Genomic DNA, 15,354 nt, shown 5'->3' with positions numbered 1-15,354 from the left:
CGACACACTCGACGACCGCATGAAGAGCCTGCTCCACGACCAAGACGCCCTCGCCGAGCACTGGAAAGGCGACGCCGCCAACGCCGCCGCACTCCGCGTCGTCCAGGAACGCTCACTCGGCAGCGCCATCGCCGCAGCCCTCCTACAGGTCTCCGACGCCTACCGCATCAGCGCACCAATCGCCGAAGGCGCCCGAATGCATGTGCGCGCGCTGGTGAACGCCGCAGAACAACAATCGTTCACGGTGCACGACAACGGAATCGTCGACGCCACAAGCCAACTCTCACTTCTCCGAGCACTGCTCCCGCCAGGCGCAACCTACGACACCGCATCTCTCCAACTCGAACGCCAGGCCGCCGAACTGAGTGTCGCGCTGATCGACGCACTCCAGCAGGCCGCCGCAGCTGCGGACGACGCAACGGGTCGCATCAACAACGCACTCGCACTGTTGGAGGACGCCGCCAAGGAAGCAACACCGGGCGCAGTCGTCCGATCCGAGGATGGCACGTTCTCCTGGGTTCCGGACTGGTCTGCCACGGCCGCGGCCTCGACCATCGGACTCATGACCGACGCAACCAAAGAAGGCCTGAAAAGCGCAGCTCTATCGACAGGTGACGACCTAGCACGGGGTATCGCGAGAGGACTCGGCCCGTACGCTGCCATCCTCGGAACCATACCCGCCATCAACAACGACATCGCGGGCGGAATGGACCCCACCAAAGCAACCGTCACGGAAGGCGCGGGATCCGCTGTCGGACTCGTCACAGCAATGGGTGGAGCAAAGGCAGGCGCGGCACTCGGCACCCTCATTGCACCGGGTGCCGGGACCGCAGTGGGAATCGTTGTCGGTGCGGCAGTCGGCGGGATATCAACATGGTTCACGTCGAAATATCTTCAGAAGAACTGGAATTGAGCTATTGACCGCATCTCGACCACAATTTGCACAAGGAGAGCAGCCATGCCTGTACTGAACCGGGGCACGAACTCGCCTGAACCCGAAGGCTCCTCCGCTGGGGATTGTCGCCCGGAATGGGCACAGCGGTTCCGCCCGACATTGCTGATGATGTCGATGGGACTGTTCGCATTGATGGTACTTGGCTTCACCAGCGCCGCAGAAAACTGGCGGAGTGGGGATCCTCTAGCCACTACCGGATACGGAGGCGGTGCATCGATGATGGCGATGTTCACCGTTGTGATGCTGCGCGAGGCAGGATTTCGGCACGTCGGACTGTCAGGCAGGATTCGCCCAGTTCAAGACCCCACCCATGGCAATGGATTGTCAATTCCGACGAGCCGCATGTTGGCTCCTTTCCTGATCGCCTTGCTCATTGTCACGGCCTCCTACGGTGTCGCCGCGTCTGTCGGCTGGTTCATAGGAATGGACGAGTCGCTACTTCCCGATGGACGCAACTCTCGCACGGGGGCGATATACCTGGCCTCCCTCGCGGCTGTTGCAGTCGGACTCGCATTGTTCGTTTCTTCGATAAGAGTCGACATCGCAGTAAGCATTTACAGCGGCGGTGTCGAACGTTATTCCCATCGACGAATTCTGCTGTCCAACAAAAAGTCCACGGTTTTCGTGAAATGGCAGGATATTACGCATGTCGACGGGCGAACCATAGATTCGTTTCAACACCCCGGCATCGACATCCACACATCGTCTCCCATCAGCAAGACGCTGCGCACACCACATGACGGAGAGCACAAGGTCGCGCTCATGCCCCACGCTCTCGTGACCGAACCCAATACCCTCCTCGCGCTACTGAGACGTCTTCACGAAAACCCGGACGATCGAAACCTCATCAGTGAGCCGAACGCAACCGAACTGCTGAGGCCTCCTCCACTACGCGAACGTTTTCGCGCCGCACACACCCGGAAGGCAAAGGTGTGAACCCTCAGAACCCGACTCCGGAAGCCCTCCGCACGTACCTCGAAAGTCACGAAGTCGAACTCATCCCCAGCCCACCCGATGCACCCGGGCACCCACATGTAACGATCCCGAGCCCGGACGGGTGGATCGATGTGCCCAACGAGGTATTCCCCCATGCATACGCGGTCCTGGTCGCACCCGAACACACAGAAGACGAATGGACACCCAATGCGGTACTGCTCCACGGCCGTCTCTCACGTTGGCGCCCCACCGACGAACTCCTCCATGCCGCCGCGTCGGAATGCCGGTCACTTCCGGAGTGGACCGAAGTTCACTCCGACACCAACGACTTCCATTACCACAGATCGGTTTTCACGCGAGGAATCTACCGCGTCGGCGATGCCTGGTTCGACGCAACCACTCGATTTCTCGTCGTCGACGCCGACTACGACCGGTACCTCACCCAATTGACGGTGACCACCCGCGCTGATCCCGATGTAGCACTCACCTCCGACGCATCCACGATTCACAACGGGTTGAGGTTTGTCGTGGATATACCTCCCCGAGCGGGCCGATAGATGCCGGGCCAGGAAAACGGTTCATTCCCAGCCCACGTCCATCGCCGCCTGGCCTCAGCGGCTCCGCCTGTTCAGTTTTGCGGTGAGCTCGGCATTCGGATGCGGCTTCGTCCTCGCCCGACGCTGTCATGATCTATACCTGTCACGATCTATACTTGGGCCACACACGCGGACGCAGTCTTGATCCCGCTCGACGAAGTGGCCGAGCACGTTCCGTTCATCGCCTTGACCGCCGTTTCGACACTGGTAATCGCACTGCTCCCGAAGTGGGATGACATCGAGTGTTGGTTGTCAGGATGATCATGAGACACTCTGACAACCAACGCGGGGAACGGAGTCTTGTATCTAGCCGAAGCTGTTGCAGCTATCCGCGACCCGGACCTGAACTCCCCTCCACGCGCTCTGCTATCCTCACGACCGAAAACATCGGGGGAATCTGTCGGGGGGACAGTGGTGACGTTGAAAGTAGATCCGCAGGCGCTTCGTGCGTTCGCCGCATCTGTCAGTGGCGCAGCCGACGCCATCGGGGAATGGGATATCGGCGTTCCATACGCGCACTCGCAATCAGCACTCCCCGGAACAGGTTTCAGCGACACGGGTGCGCGCGGGCACCTCGCTACCGCGCAGGCACTGGCCAACATCCGCCAGCGCCTACTCGAAGTCACCGACATCTCGAATGGCGCAGCAGACGACTACGAGATCGCCGAAGACGACTTCGTCGCAGCGCTGACCGCGATGGACCAACCCCGGTGACTCCCAGCGTCTCCGCCGTCACATCCTGGAACCCCGACGCCCTCCGACACACAGCCGACGCACTCGACACACTCGACGACACACTCGACGACCGCATGAAGAGCCTGCTCCACGACCAAGACGCCCTCGCCGAGCACTGGAAAGGCGACGCCGCCAACGCCGCCGCACTCCGCGTCGTCCAGGAACGCTCACTCGGCAGCGCCATCGCCGCAGCCCTCCTACAGGTCTCCGACGCCTACCGCATCAGCGCACCAATCGCCGAAGGCGCCCGAATGCATGTGCGCGCGCTGGTGAACGCCGCAGAACAACAATCGTTCACGGTGCACGACAACGGAATCGTCGACGCCACAAGCCAACTCTCACTTCTCCGAGCACTGCTCCCGCCAGGCGCAACCTACGACACCGCATCTCTCCAACTCGAACGCCAGGCCGCCGAACTGAGTGTCGCGCTGATCGACGCACTCCAGCAGGCCGCCGCAGCTGCGGACGACGCAACGGGTCGCATCAACAACGCACTCGCACTGTTGGAGGACGCCGCCAAGGAAGCAACACCGGGCGCAGTCGTCCGATCCGAGGATGGCACGTTCTCCTGGGTTCCGGACTGGTCTGCCACGGCCGCGGCCTCGACCATCGGACTCATGACCGACGCAACCAAGGAAGGCATGAGGGCTGCGGCCCTATCAGCTGGTGACGATCTTGCGCGTGGCATCGCCGGTCGCCTCGGTCCTGCTGGCGCCGTGCTGGGGGTGATTCCCGCGATCTCCAACGATATCGAAGGGGGTATGGACCCGACGAAAGCAATTGTAACTGAATCTACCGGCGCGGTCGCAGGCCTTGCTCTTGGATCCGTCCTGAGCTCAGCTGCAAGTGCAGCTGCGACCGGCAGCGCGGTGGGATCGGTCGTACCGGGCCTGGGAACGGCCGTTGGACTGGTAGTCGGTACTGCGATCGGTGCATCAGCCTCCGTCGGGGTTTCCAAGCTTCTTCAACGGGCTTGGGATTGAACCAGTACCCCCGCTTCGAGTTCAAACGAGTTCAGGAGTGAAGATGTCACGAAAGCCGTCACATTCGATCAGTGCCCGTATTCACTCCTCACACGAAGCGCCGTGGCCGCAACGCCTCGAAGCAACGAAACTCATCGCCGCTGTTGTTGTGATCCCGTTCGCAGCCGTATTCATATACTTCACGGTGGAAGGTGTTCGGCGGAACGAACCCGATACCGCGATCGGGTTTTCGGGCTTCACCCTCCTGATTTCGACGATCGCTGGAATCGCACTCGCACAGAGTGGGTTCCGCCACCTCATTTTTCCCGGCCGCATCTCCCGGAACCAGGACAAAGATCACGGAATGGGCATCCTTGTCCCCCAACGGAGAGATCTACTCATGATTATCCTACTGGGTAGCCTCGCAGTTGCCGCACTTCCAGCCCTATTACCGCCCCACCAGGATCAGGGTGACCGCAGCTTACTCGACGAAGTATTCCTACGTCTCGGCGGACCGATGGGTGCCGCTGTCCTCGGAATACTCTCACTCTCCATCTGCATCCTCTCTCTGATCATCCGAACGCCGACTTCCCTCGGGATCTACCCCGATGGACTTCATCTCGCGATGCGTCGCCACATACCCTTCTTCACGAGTGCAACCGAGCAGGTCATCGAGTGGGATGATATCGAATCAATCATCCCTGCCTTCTATTCCGGACCGAACGGCAATTCCCCCACGCGCCACCCTGTGATCAGGATCGGCGGTGTAGCCATCGACACCCGAACAGGCGGCAAAACGAGCGAACTCGACGTCCCCGCGTATCGCCTTATCGGGGAACCGAATACTGTCTACAGATTGCTTCGCTTCTTGCAGGAAAACCCCGACCAACGACACTGCTTGAGCGACGTTGACTCGGTTGAACTCCTGCGACCACCTCCGTTGCGCGAACGCTTCCGGTCAGCACGCACCCAGAAGGCAGGAGCGTGAACGCCCAGAACCCGACCCTCGCAACACTCGGCACGTACCTCGAAAGTCACGAGGTCGAGCTCATCACCTGCTCGTCACCTGCCCGCTCGATGAACCCGGGCACCGTATCTCACGAACCCAACTCCGGACGGGTGGATCCGTGTTCCGAACGAGGCATTCCCCTCGCCCTGAGGAATCGAACATGCACAACTCGAACAGCAAGACATCTTCCGAGTGCATCGCAAATGTCAACGTTCCGTCCAGTTTTCAACCCTGGCCGCAAGCCCTCCGCCCCTTGCAGCTTGCCGCCGCTACAGTGGTGGCGCTTTCCGCTGCGGTCAGCGCAACGACAGCGTGGAACGGGGCTCGTGGCGGCGAGCCCCTCGCTGCTATCGGTTTCTCTGGAGTAGGTTTGGCTGCACTGCTGATATGCGTTGGCCTCCTACAGGAATCCGGCTTTCGATATATTTCCCTTCCCCGCCGAATCCTGCCTCATACAGATGGTAGATACGGGGCAGGCGTGACCGTACCGATGACCAGATCATTGATTCCGACCCTGATCACGGTCCTCGTGGGAATTACCGCCTATGGCCTCACCATTTGGATCAGTTGGCTGGCAGATGTCGGCGGCAGTCTTGTGCCATTCGGACGAGACACACGGGAAGTCGCGATCTTCTCAGCGATCGGCTCAGCTGTCACAGGTACCGCGGTATTACTTTTGTCCTCTGTACGATTCACAACAATGCTGCAGATTTACCCGAATGGCATCAGGCGGTACGCACGTCGACGAATCATGTTCTCGATCCATGAGTCCGACCTGTTCCTCCGCTGGGACGAAATTGCGCAAATCACCCCGGGGGACTTGGGTGTGCGCCTCGGATCCACACCTCACCCGGTCATCCGTCTGACTACCAGTTCAATTGTCCCGGTATCTCTCAGGACTCGACACGATGCCGACAAGTCGGTCGCGATCATGGCCCACCTGCTGATCTCAGAACCGAACACACTCTTCGCCTTGCTGAGACGCCTACACGAAAACCCGGACGCCCGAGCACTCGTCAGCGACGCCGCCGCCGTGGAACTCCTGCGCCCCCCTCCATTACGCGAACGCTTCCGATCAGCACGCACCCAGAAGGCAAAGGCGGAGCTCAAAACCCGGACCCGGAAACCCTCCGCAGATACCTAGAATGTCACGACGTCGAACACATTGCCTACCCTTTTGCCGCGCCCGCGCGGGAGACACCGTGCGAGTCGGCGAAGGACTGCTCAGTTGTCGGCCCCTCCATGCACCCGGTCGTGCAGCGCCTCCATCTTCACGTCGAGGTCGCGGGCTGCCTCCGCGGCCACGCGAAGTTCTTCGCGGAGTTCGTCCGGCACCGCGCGGTCGTGCTTGTAATAGATCTTGTGCTCGAGGCTTGCCCAGAAGTCCATCGCAACCGTACGGATCTGAAGTTCGACGTAGACCGACTCCACACGGTCGGACATGAACACGGGGATCTCGACGATCACGTGGACGCTGCGGTAGCCGTTCGGTTTGGGCGCGGCGATGTAGTCTTCGATCTCGACCACGTTCACGTCGCCCTGCCGCGTGATCATGTCCATGATCCGGTAGACATCGGATGTGAAGCTGCATGTGATGCGGATGCCGGCGATGTCGCGGACGTACTCGCGGACACCCTGGAGCGTACGCGGCGCACCCTTCCGCTGAGCTTTCGTCAGGATCGACTCCGGCGACTTGAGACGCGATTTGACGTGCTCGATCGGGTTGTAGTCGTGAGTGTAGGTGAACTCGTCCCGCAAGATGTTGATCTTGGTCATCATCTCGTCGATGCCGAACTTGTAGACCATGAGAAAGCGAGTGAGTTCGCCCTTCAGGTCCGGCTGTAGGACCGGCAGCAGCTCGGAGACTCTCGCGGGCTCCTCGGGTATGGGCACACCCTGTTCAGGGTCGTTCACCGTCGTTGTCACTCGGATCCTCCTCGATGTATTCCATCACCGAGTCTGCCAGCTATCCGCGACGTGGGTCGCCGCGCTTCCGGAGAACCTCCCGCAATGTGCGCGGATGCACACCCGCGTCACGCCGAGCCTTCCTGCGCGTGATCAGCACCCCTACCAGGGCCAGCACCCAGATCGGATACTGCGCGAGCCACGCCACCCTGAACGAATCGAAGCCGTAACCACCGAACGTATCGAGCAGTACACCCATCGTCTGGACAACCAGCAAGGTCGCGAGGAAGCCGCCGATATTGACGATGCCCTGTGCGGTGCCGAGTGCCGTCGACGGGTTGAAGGTACGTGCGTAGTCGAAGCCGACCATCGACCCCGGACCGCCGACGGAGATGACGATGAGGAGCAGCACCAGCAGCCAGATCGGCGCGGGGCCGGGCAACGCGAGCACGACCGTCCACGCGGTCGCGCACGCGATGATGATCGACAGCACGAGCCAGGAGCGGTGATTCGGGAAGCGCCCTGTGAGAATGCCGAGAATCGGACCTGCCACGATCGCGGTAGCCACCGACACGGTGAGCATCGAACCGGCAGCGGCGGGCGACAGGCCCTGCGCGGATTCGAGATACGGCACACCCCACATCAAGGCGAACGTAGTGACGGAAAATTGGGCGCCCATGTGCGTGAAGAACCCCAGCCGCGTCCCCGGCCGACGCCACACGCCGCCGATCTGGCTGAGCACATTGCGCAGTCCCGCGGCCGGGACGTCCAGGTGCTCCCCGGCGGGAGCGTTCCGTACGGCTGCGACCACCAGGACGCAGGCAAGAATCCCCAGCGCCGCGGCACTGGCGTACGCAGCCGTCCACCCCTGACCGGACAGGATGAGCACGAACGGCACGGCCGACAGCACCTGACCGAACTGGCCGAGGATGCCCGTCAGCTGCGACACCACCGGAACCCGGCGCGGAGCGAACCACACCGGGACCAGCCTCAACACCGAGATGAACGTGAGAGCGTCACCGACGCCGACGAACACTCGACCGGCATACGCGATGGGCAGCGAGTCGGTCACGGCGAGCACGAACTGGGCCGCCGCCATGATGGCGGCACCCAACGCGATGACCTTGCGCGACCCGAATCGGTCCAGCAGAACACCGGCGGGAATCTGCATGCCCGCGTAGACGATGAGCTGCAACACCACGAACCCGGACAACACGGACGGGGAGATGTCGAAGCGCTCGGTCGCGGCCAGACCCGAGACGCCGAAGGTCGTGCGGTGCAGGACCGCGACCAGGTAGGCGAAGACACCGACACCCCAGACCAGCCATGACCTCATGGGATGTACACGATACGCCGGAGCTAATTAGGCCGGGTAACTACTCACGTCCGAGCGACACCCACGTCGGGTCCGAAGCCCGCTCACCGACCACCTCACCCGCAAGAGCGTCGAGACGCGCGACCTGCTCGTCCGACAGCGTCACGTCGAGAGCGCCCGCGTTTTCGGTGACGCGGGCAGCGAAACGGGTGCCGGGGATCGACACCGACGGCAGACCGAACTCGCGGGCCTTTGCATCGAGCCACGCCAGAGCAACCTGCGCGACGGTCGCGTCCGCCTCGTCGCCGACTGCGCGCACCTTCGCACGCAAGTCCAGGTTCGAGGGAAGCGCCTCGGCGTCGAAACGTGGGAACCGGTGACGCAGATCGCCGTCCCCGATCTGACCCGGCTCGAAGGCGTCCGTCAGCAAACCGCGACTGACCGGGGAGAACGGAACGAAACCGATGCCGAGCTCGGCGGCAGTCGGCACCACACTGCGTTCCACATCGCGCGAGATGATGCTCCACTCCGACTGGATCGCGGCGATCGGGTGCACCGCGTGCGCGCGCCTCAGTTCGTCGCCCGTCGCTTCGGACAAACCGAGGTGACGCACTTTCCCCGCGGTGACCAGCTCGGCCATCGCGCCGACAGTCTCCTCGATCGGAACCTCGGGATCGACGCGGTGCAGGTAATACAGATCCACCACGTCCACACCGAGCCGCTGCAGTGACTCGTCGATGGCCTCGTGCACGTAGTCGGGTCGACCGTTGATCGACCGGTTCCCGAGACCCCCACCTCCGAGACCCCCGACGAGACCGAACTTCGTGGCCAACTGCACCTCGTCGCGACGATCACTGAGCAGCTTCCCGACCACCTGTTCACTCGTGCCGCTGCCATAGATGTTCGCCGTGTCGATGAAGGTGACGCCTGTGTCGACCGCGTGGTGCAGCGTCGCGAGAGCCTCGTCGAGATCGACCGCCCCGTACACCGGGGCAACGGACATGGCACCGTAACCCTGGGCACTGACGATCAAACCGGGTGCGAGCTCCACGGTGGGGACTGACATCGAGCATTCTCCTCGTATTGACGGACACGGTATGGACCGACACGGTATGGACGGACACAACGATCTCTCCGATCCTTCCGCACATTGCCCCGCCGCGCAGGTTCGAGAATCACCGTGATCCGAACCCGCCGCGCCTACGCTGGATCCATGGCGATCGACTGGATCGAACTTCAACGCACCGCCCGAAGCGAATTCGAGACGCGGCTCCCGCGAATCACCGACTGGTCCGCTCCCACCCCCGACACCGAGTGGACCGTCGCCGACCTCGTGCGACACGTGGTCGGCGAACAGCGGTGGGTCGCGCCCATCCTGGAAGGCCGCACCCTCGCCGACGCGGATGCCACACTCGAGCCGATCGGCGACGATCTCGCCGCAGAATGGCACCGGTATGCAGAGAAGGCCACTACCGCGTGGGCCGCCACCTCGCTCGACACACCGGTGCACCTGTCGTACGGCACCGTGCCGTGCCTCGCTTACCTCAAACAACAGGTCGGCGACATCGCTGTACACAGCTGGGATCTGGCACGCGCCGTCGGCTGCAGCGACCGTCTCAACCCCAAACTGGTCGACGCGGTGTGGACCGATCTGCAATCTCAGGTCGACATGCTCGCCTCGAGCGGATTGTTCGCGCCACCCGTCCCACTGGCCGACAACGCCCCCGTACAGGACCGATTGATCGCCCTCACCGGCCGAGATCCCCGATAACCGTGAACCCCCGAAAGCAGGGAACACCATGAACGACCAGCGCGCCTCCAGCACGCCCGACATCAAGCCCCGCAGCCGCGACGTCACCGACGGCATGGAGAAGACCGCGTCGCGCGGGATGCTGCGCGCGGTCGGGATGGGCGACGACGACTGGGCCAAGCCCCAGGTCGGGGTCGCATCGTCGTGGAACGAGATCACGCCCTGCAACTTGTCGCTGGATCGTCTGGCCCAGTCGGTGAAAGACGGGGTGCACGCAGCCAGCGGCTACCCGCTCGAATTCGGCACCATCTCCGTCTCCGACGGCATCTCGATGGGCCACGAAGGCATGCATTTCTCCCTCGTCTCCCGCGAGGTGATCGCCGACAGCGTGGAGACTGTCATGCAGGCCGAACGACTCGACGGATCGGTGCTGCTCGCCGGGTGCGACAAATCGCTGCCCGGGATGCTCATGGCCGCCGCACGCCTCGACCTCGCGTCGGTGTTCCTGTACGCGGGGTCGATCCTCCCCGGCATCGCGAAACTGTCCGACGGCACAGAACGCGATGTGACCATCATCGACGCGTTCGAAGCCGTCGGTGCATGCGCGCGCGGGTTGATGTCCGAAGAAGACCTCGGCGCGATCGAACGAGCCATCTGTCCCGGCGAGGGCGCGTGCGGCGGCATGTACACGGCGAACACCATGGCCAGCGCGGCCGAGGCTCTCGGCATGTCGCTGCCGGGCAGTGCGTCACCGCCGGCGACCGATCGTCGCCGCGACGGGTTCGCACGACGCAGCGGGCAGGCCGTCGTGGAGATGCTGCGGCGCGGTATCACCGCATCCGACATCCTCACCAAGGAAGCGTTCGAGAACGCGATCGCAGTGGTGATGGCGTTCGGCGGATCCACCAATGCCGTGTTGCATCTGCTCGCGATCGCCCACGAGGCCGATGTCGATCTCACGCTCGACGACTTCGTGCGGGTCGGTGCGCGGGTCCCGCACCTCGCCGACGTCAAACCCTTCGGTCGCCACGTCATGAAGGACGTCGATCATATCGGCGGCGTTCCAGTGATCATGAAAGCCCTGCTCGATGCCGGGCTTCTGCACGGCGACTGCCTCACCGTCACCGGCGCGACGGTCACGGAGAACCTTGCGGGTATCGCCCCGCCCGATCCCGATGGAAAGGTGCTGCGCGCGCTCAGCGATCCGATCCATCCCACGGGCGGCATCACGATCCTGCGTGGATCCCTCGCGCCGGGGGGCGCGGTGGTGAAGTCGGCGGGCTTCGACGAGTCCGTCTTCGAAGGCACCGCGCGGGTCTTCGAACGCGAGCGTGCGGCGATGGATGCCCTCGAGGACGGCACCATCACTGCGGGCGACGTGGTCGTCATCCGGTACGAAGGCCCCAAAGGCGGCCCGGGGATGCGCGAGATGCTCGCGATCACCGGTGCCATCAAGGGCGCGGGTCTCGGCAAAGACGTGCTGCTGCTCACCGACGGGCGATTCTCCGGCGGCACCACCGGCCTGTGCGTCGGGCATGTCGCGCCCGAGGCCGTCGACGGCGGCCCCATCGCGTTCGTGCGCGACGGCGACCGGATCAGGCTCGACGTTGCGAACGGTGTACTCGATGTCCTCGTCGACGACGCTGAGACAGCGACGCGGCGGCAGGGCTGGAAGCCACTGCCGCCGCGCTACACCAAGGGGGTACTGGCGAAGTACACCAAACTTGTCGGGTCCGCATCACAGGGCGCCGTGTGCGGATGAAGCCAGTCAGATCGGCCGGAAACCCGCTCCGGCGCCGCCGCGCGCATCGATGTCGGCCATGATCACGTCGATGTTCGTACCGACCTCGGGACCGACACACGGTGCCAGAAGGTAGGCGTTGACCATCGCAACCAGCGTGGTGCCGACGACGAGCGGTGCACCCGAATCGCCCTCGATGACGCAGACCTGCGTCCACGTTTCCTGAGCCCCGAAGATGTCGCCCCACACGATGCCGCAGGTGTTGCCGGTCGTGCGACCTTCCTTGCAGGCGATGTCCGGGAATCCGGCGGGGGTACCGACCCCGGTGATGGTCACATTGCCGATGCTGTTGACCGGGGTGACCTTGTCGCCGTAGAACTCGATGACCGCGTAATCGAGGGTCTCGTTGGTGGACACGATGTGGCCCAGCGTTCCGGCGCCCATGGCGTACTCGGACTTGACGGTCATGCCTGGGTCGCCGCAGTGCGCGGCCGTGAGCCCGACCAGCCGGCCGGCCGCGTCGTGCCCGATCGTGGTGAGCGTGCAGTCGTACATGCTCTCGTCGCCATTGCCGAGTGTGATGCCCGATCCACCCCCCAGCACAACGGAAGGGGCTGCCGTGGCCACCGCCGCACCGCTGCCGACCAAGGCAATCGCGGTTGCGAATACCACAGCAAGTTTTCTGAACATCATGCCCCTCCCACGCGGCCGGTCCCGACCGTCTCCGCGGTCAGCGTACTAGAGCGCCGTCACAGTACTAGAGGATTACGCACTATGCCGGGTTGGGACCGAGACTTTCGAGCGCCTTCCGGGCTTCCTCGAGTTCGCGGCTCAATTGAGCGACACGTTCCTCCACGGTGCGGCGCGCCTCATCGATCACCGAGTGCACCGCGTCGATCGCGGTCTCGTCGCCGAGTTCCTTGACGGCGCGTTCGACGGCGTCGGGCGCGACCACCGCGGGTTTACCGACCTTGCGCGCGCCCTGTGCGACAGCGACCGTCCATTCGTTCTCGGGCTCGATAGTGACGGTGATGCTGATGGCGGCGGACTTCTTGGCGCCTCGCTTGGCGGGAGCCTTGGGCTTGGCCGGTTCTGCACCGGTGGCAGCCGGCGGATGCGCGGGAGTGGAGGTCACGGTGGTCTTCTCCTTGGCGGCCGGCCGGGGGACGGACTGTTCGGATTCGGGTTTCGCAGGTGGAGTTGTTGCTGCAGGCGAGTGCGCCGCCGGGGGTTTCGGGGCGGGCGTTCCAGCAGCTCGTGCCTTCGCCGCGCCCGGCGATCCCCTCGTCACGGCCTGCTTCGGCGACGCCCTCGTCGCCACTTCTCGGGTGAAGCGCAGTTCGTCCGTTTCGAACGGGAGCTCGTCGTTGACCCCCTTCGGGCGGACGGTGACCGTGGCCCCCTCGATCGAGATGACCCGCGCCGACGTACCCGGCTCGATTCCCAGGCTGGGAATCCCTTCGACGAGATATACCGTGGCGCGACGCCCCTCCGCGAGGGCGGAGCTCAATTCCGTGAGTTGTTCCTCGGTCAGATGGTCCGCACGTCTACGGGGCGGCATGCCACGTCCTTTCTCGGCTCTGCTGTGCGATCGACGGCGCCCACTCTCGCACATCCGTACGACAGACGGCCCCGGATCGTCCTGTCACAGAGGAACCCGGCGTGTGCTCCGGACCACGACAAGGAAGGATGTCGACTGTGAACTCGCCGGAGCAACGACCGCAGCCCGGCCCCCACTTGCTTGCCGCCATTCAGAAGGAGCTCGAACGCAGCCTGCTCGGGGGCGAACGCCGCTACACAGTGGACGAGGTCGCGATGATGGCAGGCATGGCCCCCGCGCGGGTCCGGCGACTGTGGCAGGCGTTGGGATTCACTGTGGACCCCGAACCCGACGCCGAGATGTTCACCGACGGCGACGTGGGTGCGCTACGCGACATCGCGGCGATCGTCGGTAGCGGCGTGATCGACGAGAACCTCGAACTCTCGGCCGCCCGGTCGCTCGGCCAGTCCATTTCACGACTCGCCGAATGGGAACTGACCCTGTTCAACACCCACCTCTTCGACAATCTCGTCGACGAACACTCCGATGCGTCGGCCGAGGACATGCCCGATCTCGTCGATGCTCTCGTGCAGCAACTGTCGATGCGGGCCGAGACCCTGCAGAGCCACATCTGGCGGCGTCACATCGTCAGCACCACTGAGCGTTCCGTCTGGCGCCCCGAAGGAGGCGCGCCGCTGCGCGAGGTCGTGGTCGGGTTCGCCGACATGGTCGGTTACACGCAGCTCACCCGCCGAATCGACGCGAACGAACTCAACGAACTGCTCGAGTACTTCGAATCCGAGGTGACGGCGGCGATCGCCGGCCACCACGGGTGGGTCATCAAGACCGTGGGCGACGAGGTGATGTTCGCCGCTGAGGATCCGGCCGACGGCGCGCGGATCGCGCTCGAACTGCAGGAGACCTTCGGCGCGAGCAAGAACACTCCGGAGCTCCGGGTGGGCCTGGCGTGGGGGCCGGTGCTCGCACGCTTCGGCGACCTGTTCGGCTCTGTCGTGAACAACGCCGCCCGTCTCACCGGCGCGGCCCGGCCCGGCTCGATCCTGTTGGACGAGAGGCTCGCGGCCGAGCTGGATCCGGACGAGTTCCGGATCCAGCCGCTGCGCAGGCTCAGGGTGAAGGATTTCCGGCGGTCGAGACCGTTCGTCCTGCGAGCGCCGGATCGGCGACGCTGGACACTTTGACCAGAACCCGGTATTGCTGACCCGGCAGCGCTAGCCGGGTGTTGCACGACGAGCCGCGAGGAAGTCGTCGACGATCTGTTCGCACGCCGGCCGGCCGATGGGTGGCAGCGTGATGAGCCGGTTGAACACGACCGGGCCCACCAGCTGGCTGAGGGCGAGATCGTAGTCGAACTCGCCGAGTTCTGCGCGCGCAGCATCCGAACCGAGCACTCGATCGAACGACGAACGGTAACGCTCGACGAGCTGCTCGCGCAGCGACTGTAGTTCGGGCCGTTCCTGCGCTTCCGGGTCGGCCGGGCGGCTCGCATGGGCGAGTCCCGGCCCCATCCCCAGCCAGCACATCGCAGCGAGGGGGATGGGCACTTCTTCGACGATCCGTGCCTGCCCGATGAGCAGTTCGACGAGCTGTTCGCGCAGGTCGGTGTTCTCCGGCACGGGCGGCGCCGGCGGGATCAGCCGGGCAAAGGCGGCGGCGACGAGTTCTGTGCCGTTCCCGAAATGCCGATACAGCGTCGCGCGCCCCACCCCGGCGCGGGTGGTCACGGCATCGATCGTGACGGCGTCTGCGCCGCCCGTGGCGAGCAGTTCGGTGGCGGCGTCGAGCAGCCGTGCCCGCGACCGTGCTTTTCGGGGGTCGGGTTCTCGGGATGTCTGACGATCTTCGCGCGCGCTCACGCCCTCAGTTTCTCTCGTCTCGCCGCAGACTGG

Annotated in this window: 16 protein-coding genes; 10 read left to right on the top strand and 6 right to left on the bottom strand. The window is 64.0% G+C overall.

Features of this window, described 5'->3' with window-relative positions:
- The 7 genes from ACZI8W_RS11385 to ACZI8W_RS11355 all read left to right on the top strand — a co-directional run.
- On the top strand, positions 1–913 hold a 913-nt coding region (locus ACZI8W_RS11385), incomplete at its 5' end, for a hypothetical protein (protein ID WP_463368595.1).
- 45 nt (positions 914–958) lie between these two features.
- On the top strand, positions 959–1,891 hold the full coding sequence (locus ACZI8W_RS11380; RefSeq protein ID WP_463368594.1) for a hypothetical protein: 933 nt from the start codon (positions 959–961) through the stop codon (positions 1,889–1,891).
- On the top strand, positions 1,888–2,448 hold the full coding sequence (locus ACZI8W_RS11375) for an LpqN/LpqT family lipoprotein (RefSeq protein WP_463368593.1): 561 nt from the start codon (positions 1,888–1,890) through the stop codon (positions 2,446–2,448). Before ACZI8W_RS11380 ends, ACZI8W_RS11375 begins: the two co-directional genes overlap by 4 nt.
- Before the next feature lie 453 nt (positions 2,449–2,901).
- Positions 2,902–3,201: a hypothetical protein gene (locus ACZI8W_RS11370; RefSeq protein ID WP_463368592.1), complete on the top strand. Its 300-nt coding sequence runs from the start codon at positions 2,902–2,904 to the stop codon at positions 3,199–3,201.
- A complete protein-coding gene (locus ACZI8W_RS11365) occupies positions 3,198–4,205 on the top strand; it encodes a hypothetical protein (RefSeq protein ID WP_463368591.1) in 1,008 nt (335 codons plus the stop codon). The genes ACZI8W_RS11370 and ACZI8W_RS11365 overlap by 4 nt, the downstream gene beginning before the upstream one ends.
- A 43-nt stretch (positions 4,206–4,248) precedes the next feature.
- Positions 4,249–5,172 carry a hypothetical protein gene (locus ACZI8W_RS11360; RefSeq protein ID WP_463368590.1) on the top strand — a complete coding sequence of 308 codons (924 nt, stop codon included), beginning with the start codon at positions 4,249–4,251 and terminating at the stop codon, positions 5,170–5,172.
- A 181-nt stretch (positions 5,173–5,353) separates the two neighbouring features.
- Positions 5,354–6,337, top strand: a complete 984-nt coding sequence (locus ACZI8W_RS11355; protein WP_463368589.1) for a hypothetical protein — start codon at positions 5,354–5,356, stop codon at positions 6,335–6,337.
- A gap of 80 nt (positions 6,338–6,417) precedes the next feature.
- On the opposite strand, the gene ACZI8W_RS11350 is transcribed toward ACZI8W_RS11355, so the two are convergent.
- The 3 genes from ACZI8W_RS11350 to ACZI8W_RS11340 form a co-directional block, all read right to left on the bottom strand.
- Complete coding sequence (locus ACZI8W_RS11350; RefSeq protein WP_463368610.1) at positions 6,418–7,050, bottom strand: GTP pyrophosphokinase; 633 nt, start codon at positions 7,048–7,050, stop codon at positions 6,418–6,420.
- Positions 7,051–7,159: 109 nt separating this feature from the next.
- Complete coding sequence (locus tag ACZI8W_RS11345) at positions 7,160–8,434, bottom strand: MFS transporter (protein ID WP_463368588.1); 1,275 nt, start codon at positions 8,432–8,434, stop codon at positions 7,160–7,162.
- 40 nt (positions 8,435–8,474) lie between these two features.
- Complete coding sequence (locus ACZI8W_RS11340; RefSeq protein WP_463368587.1) at positions 8,475–9,479, bottom strand: aldo/keto reductase; 1,005 nt, start codon at positions 9,477–9,479, stop codon at positions 8,475–8,477.
- A 147-nt stretch (positions 9,480–9,626) separates the two neighbouring features.
- Between ACZI8W_RS11340 and ACZI8W_RS11335 the strand changes: the two genes are divergently transcribed.
- Together ACZI8W_RS11335 and ilvD are read left to right on the top strand one after the other, a co-directional pair.
- Positions 9,627–10,184, top strand: coding sequence for a TIGR03086 family metal-binding protein (locus tag ACZI8W_RS11335; protein ID WP_463368586.1), 558 nt, complete (start codon positions 9,627–9,629; stop codon positions 10,182–10,184).
- Between the two features lie 28 nt (positions 10,185–10,212).
- Positions 10,213–11,925, top strand: coding sequence for a dihydroxy-acid dehydratase (gene ilvD, locus ACZI8W_RS11330; RefSeq protein ID WP_463368585.1), 1,713 nt, complete (start codon positions 10,213–10,215; stop codon positions 11,923–11,925).
- Between the two features lie 6 nt (positions 11,926–11,931).
- Here ilvD and ACZI8W_RS11325 read toward each other — a convergent pair whose 3' ends face one another.
- Positions 11,932–12,597, bottom strand: a complete 666-nt coding sequence (locus ACZI8W_RS11325) for a chymotrypsin family serine protease (protein ID WP_463368584.1) — start codon at positions 12,595–12,597, stop codon at positions 11,932–11,934.
- Between the two features lie 79 nt (positions 12,598–12,676).
- Entirely contained in the window at positions 12,677–13,465 is a 789-nt protein-coding gene (locus ACZI8W_RS11320; protein ID WP_463368583.1) for a DUF6319 family protein, read from the bottom strand.
- 128 nt (positions 13,466–13,593) lie between these two features.
- Here ACZI8W_RS11320 and ACZI8W_RS11315 point away from each other — a divergent pair, with 128 nt between their 5' ends.
- On the top strand, positions 13,594–14,646 hold the full coding sequence (locus ACZI8W_RS11315) for an adenylate/guanylate cyclase domain-containing protein (RefSeq protein ID WP_463368582.1): 1,053 nt from the start codon (positions 13,594–13,596) through the stop codon (positions 14,644–14,646).
- A gap of 30 nt (positions 14,647–14,676) precedes the next feature.
- Here ACZI8W_RS11315 and ACZI8W_RS11310 read toward each other — a convergent pair whose 3' ends face one another.
- Complete coding sequence (locus tag ACZI8W_RS11310) at positions 14,677–15,321, bottom strand: TetR/AcrR family transcriptional regulator (protein WP_463368581.1); 645 nt, start codon at positions 15,319–15,321, stop codon at positions 14,677–14,679.
- Positions 15,322–15,354: the final 33 nt, after the last annotated feature.

Source organism: Rhodococcus ruitaii (genome assembly GCF_055230935.1).
This window is presented reverse-complemented; position numbering and strand designations above follow the sequence as displayed.

Coding starts and splice junctions, on each gene's coding strand:
- ACZI8W_RS11380 (WP_463368594.1), top strand. CDS start 959: ATGCCTGTACTGAACCGGGGCACGAACTCGCCTGAACCCGAAGGCTCC.
- ACZI8W_RS11360 (WP_463368590.1), top strand. CDS start 4,249: ATGTCACGAAAGCCGTCACATTCGATCAGTGCCCGTATTCACTCCTCA.
- ACZI8W_RS11355 (WP_463368589.1), top strand. CDS start 5,354: ATGCACAACTCGAACAGCAAGACATCTTCCGAGTGCATCGCAAATGTC.
- ACZI8W_RS11345 (WP_463368588.1), bottom strand. CDS start 8,434: ATGAGGTCATGGCTGGTCTGGGGTGTCGGTGTCTTCGCCTACCTGGTC.
- ACZI8W_RS11340 (WP_463368587.1), bottom strand. CDS start 9,479: ATGTCAGTCCCCACCGTGGAGCTCGCACCCGGTTTGATCGTCAGTGCC.
- ACZI8W_RS11335 (WP_463368586.1), top strand. CDS start 9,627: ATGGCGATCGACTGGATCGAACTTCAACGCACCGCCCGAAGCGAATTC.
- ilvD (WP_463368585.1), top strand. CDS start 10,213: ATGAACGACCAGCGCGCCTCCAGCACGCCCGACATCAAGCCCCGCAGC.
- ACZI8W_RS11325 (WP_463368584.1), bottom strand. CDS start 12,597: ATGATGTTCAGAAAACTTGCTGTGGTATTCGCAACCGCGATTGCCTTG.
- ACZI8W_RS11320 (WP_463368583.1), bottom strand. CDS start 13,465: ATGCCGCCCCGTAGACGTGCGGACCATCTGACCGAGGAACAACTCACG.
- ACZI8W_RS11315 (WP_463368582.1), top strand. CDS start 13,594: ATGTCGACTGTGAACTCGCCGGAGCAACGACCGCAGCCCGGCCCCCAC.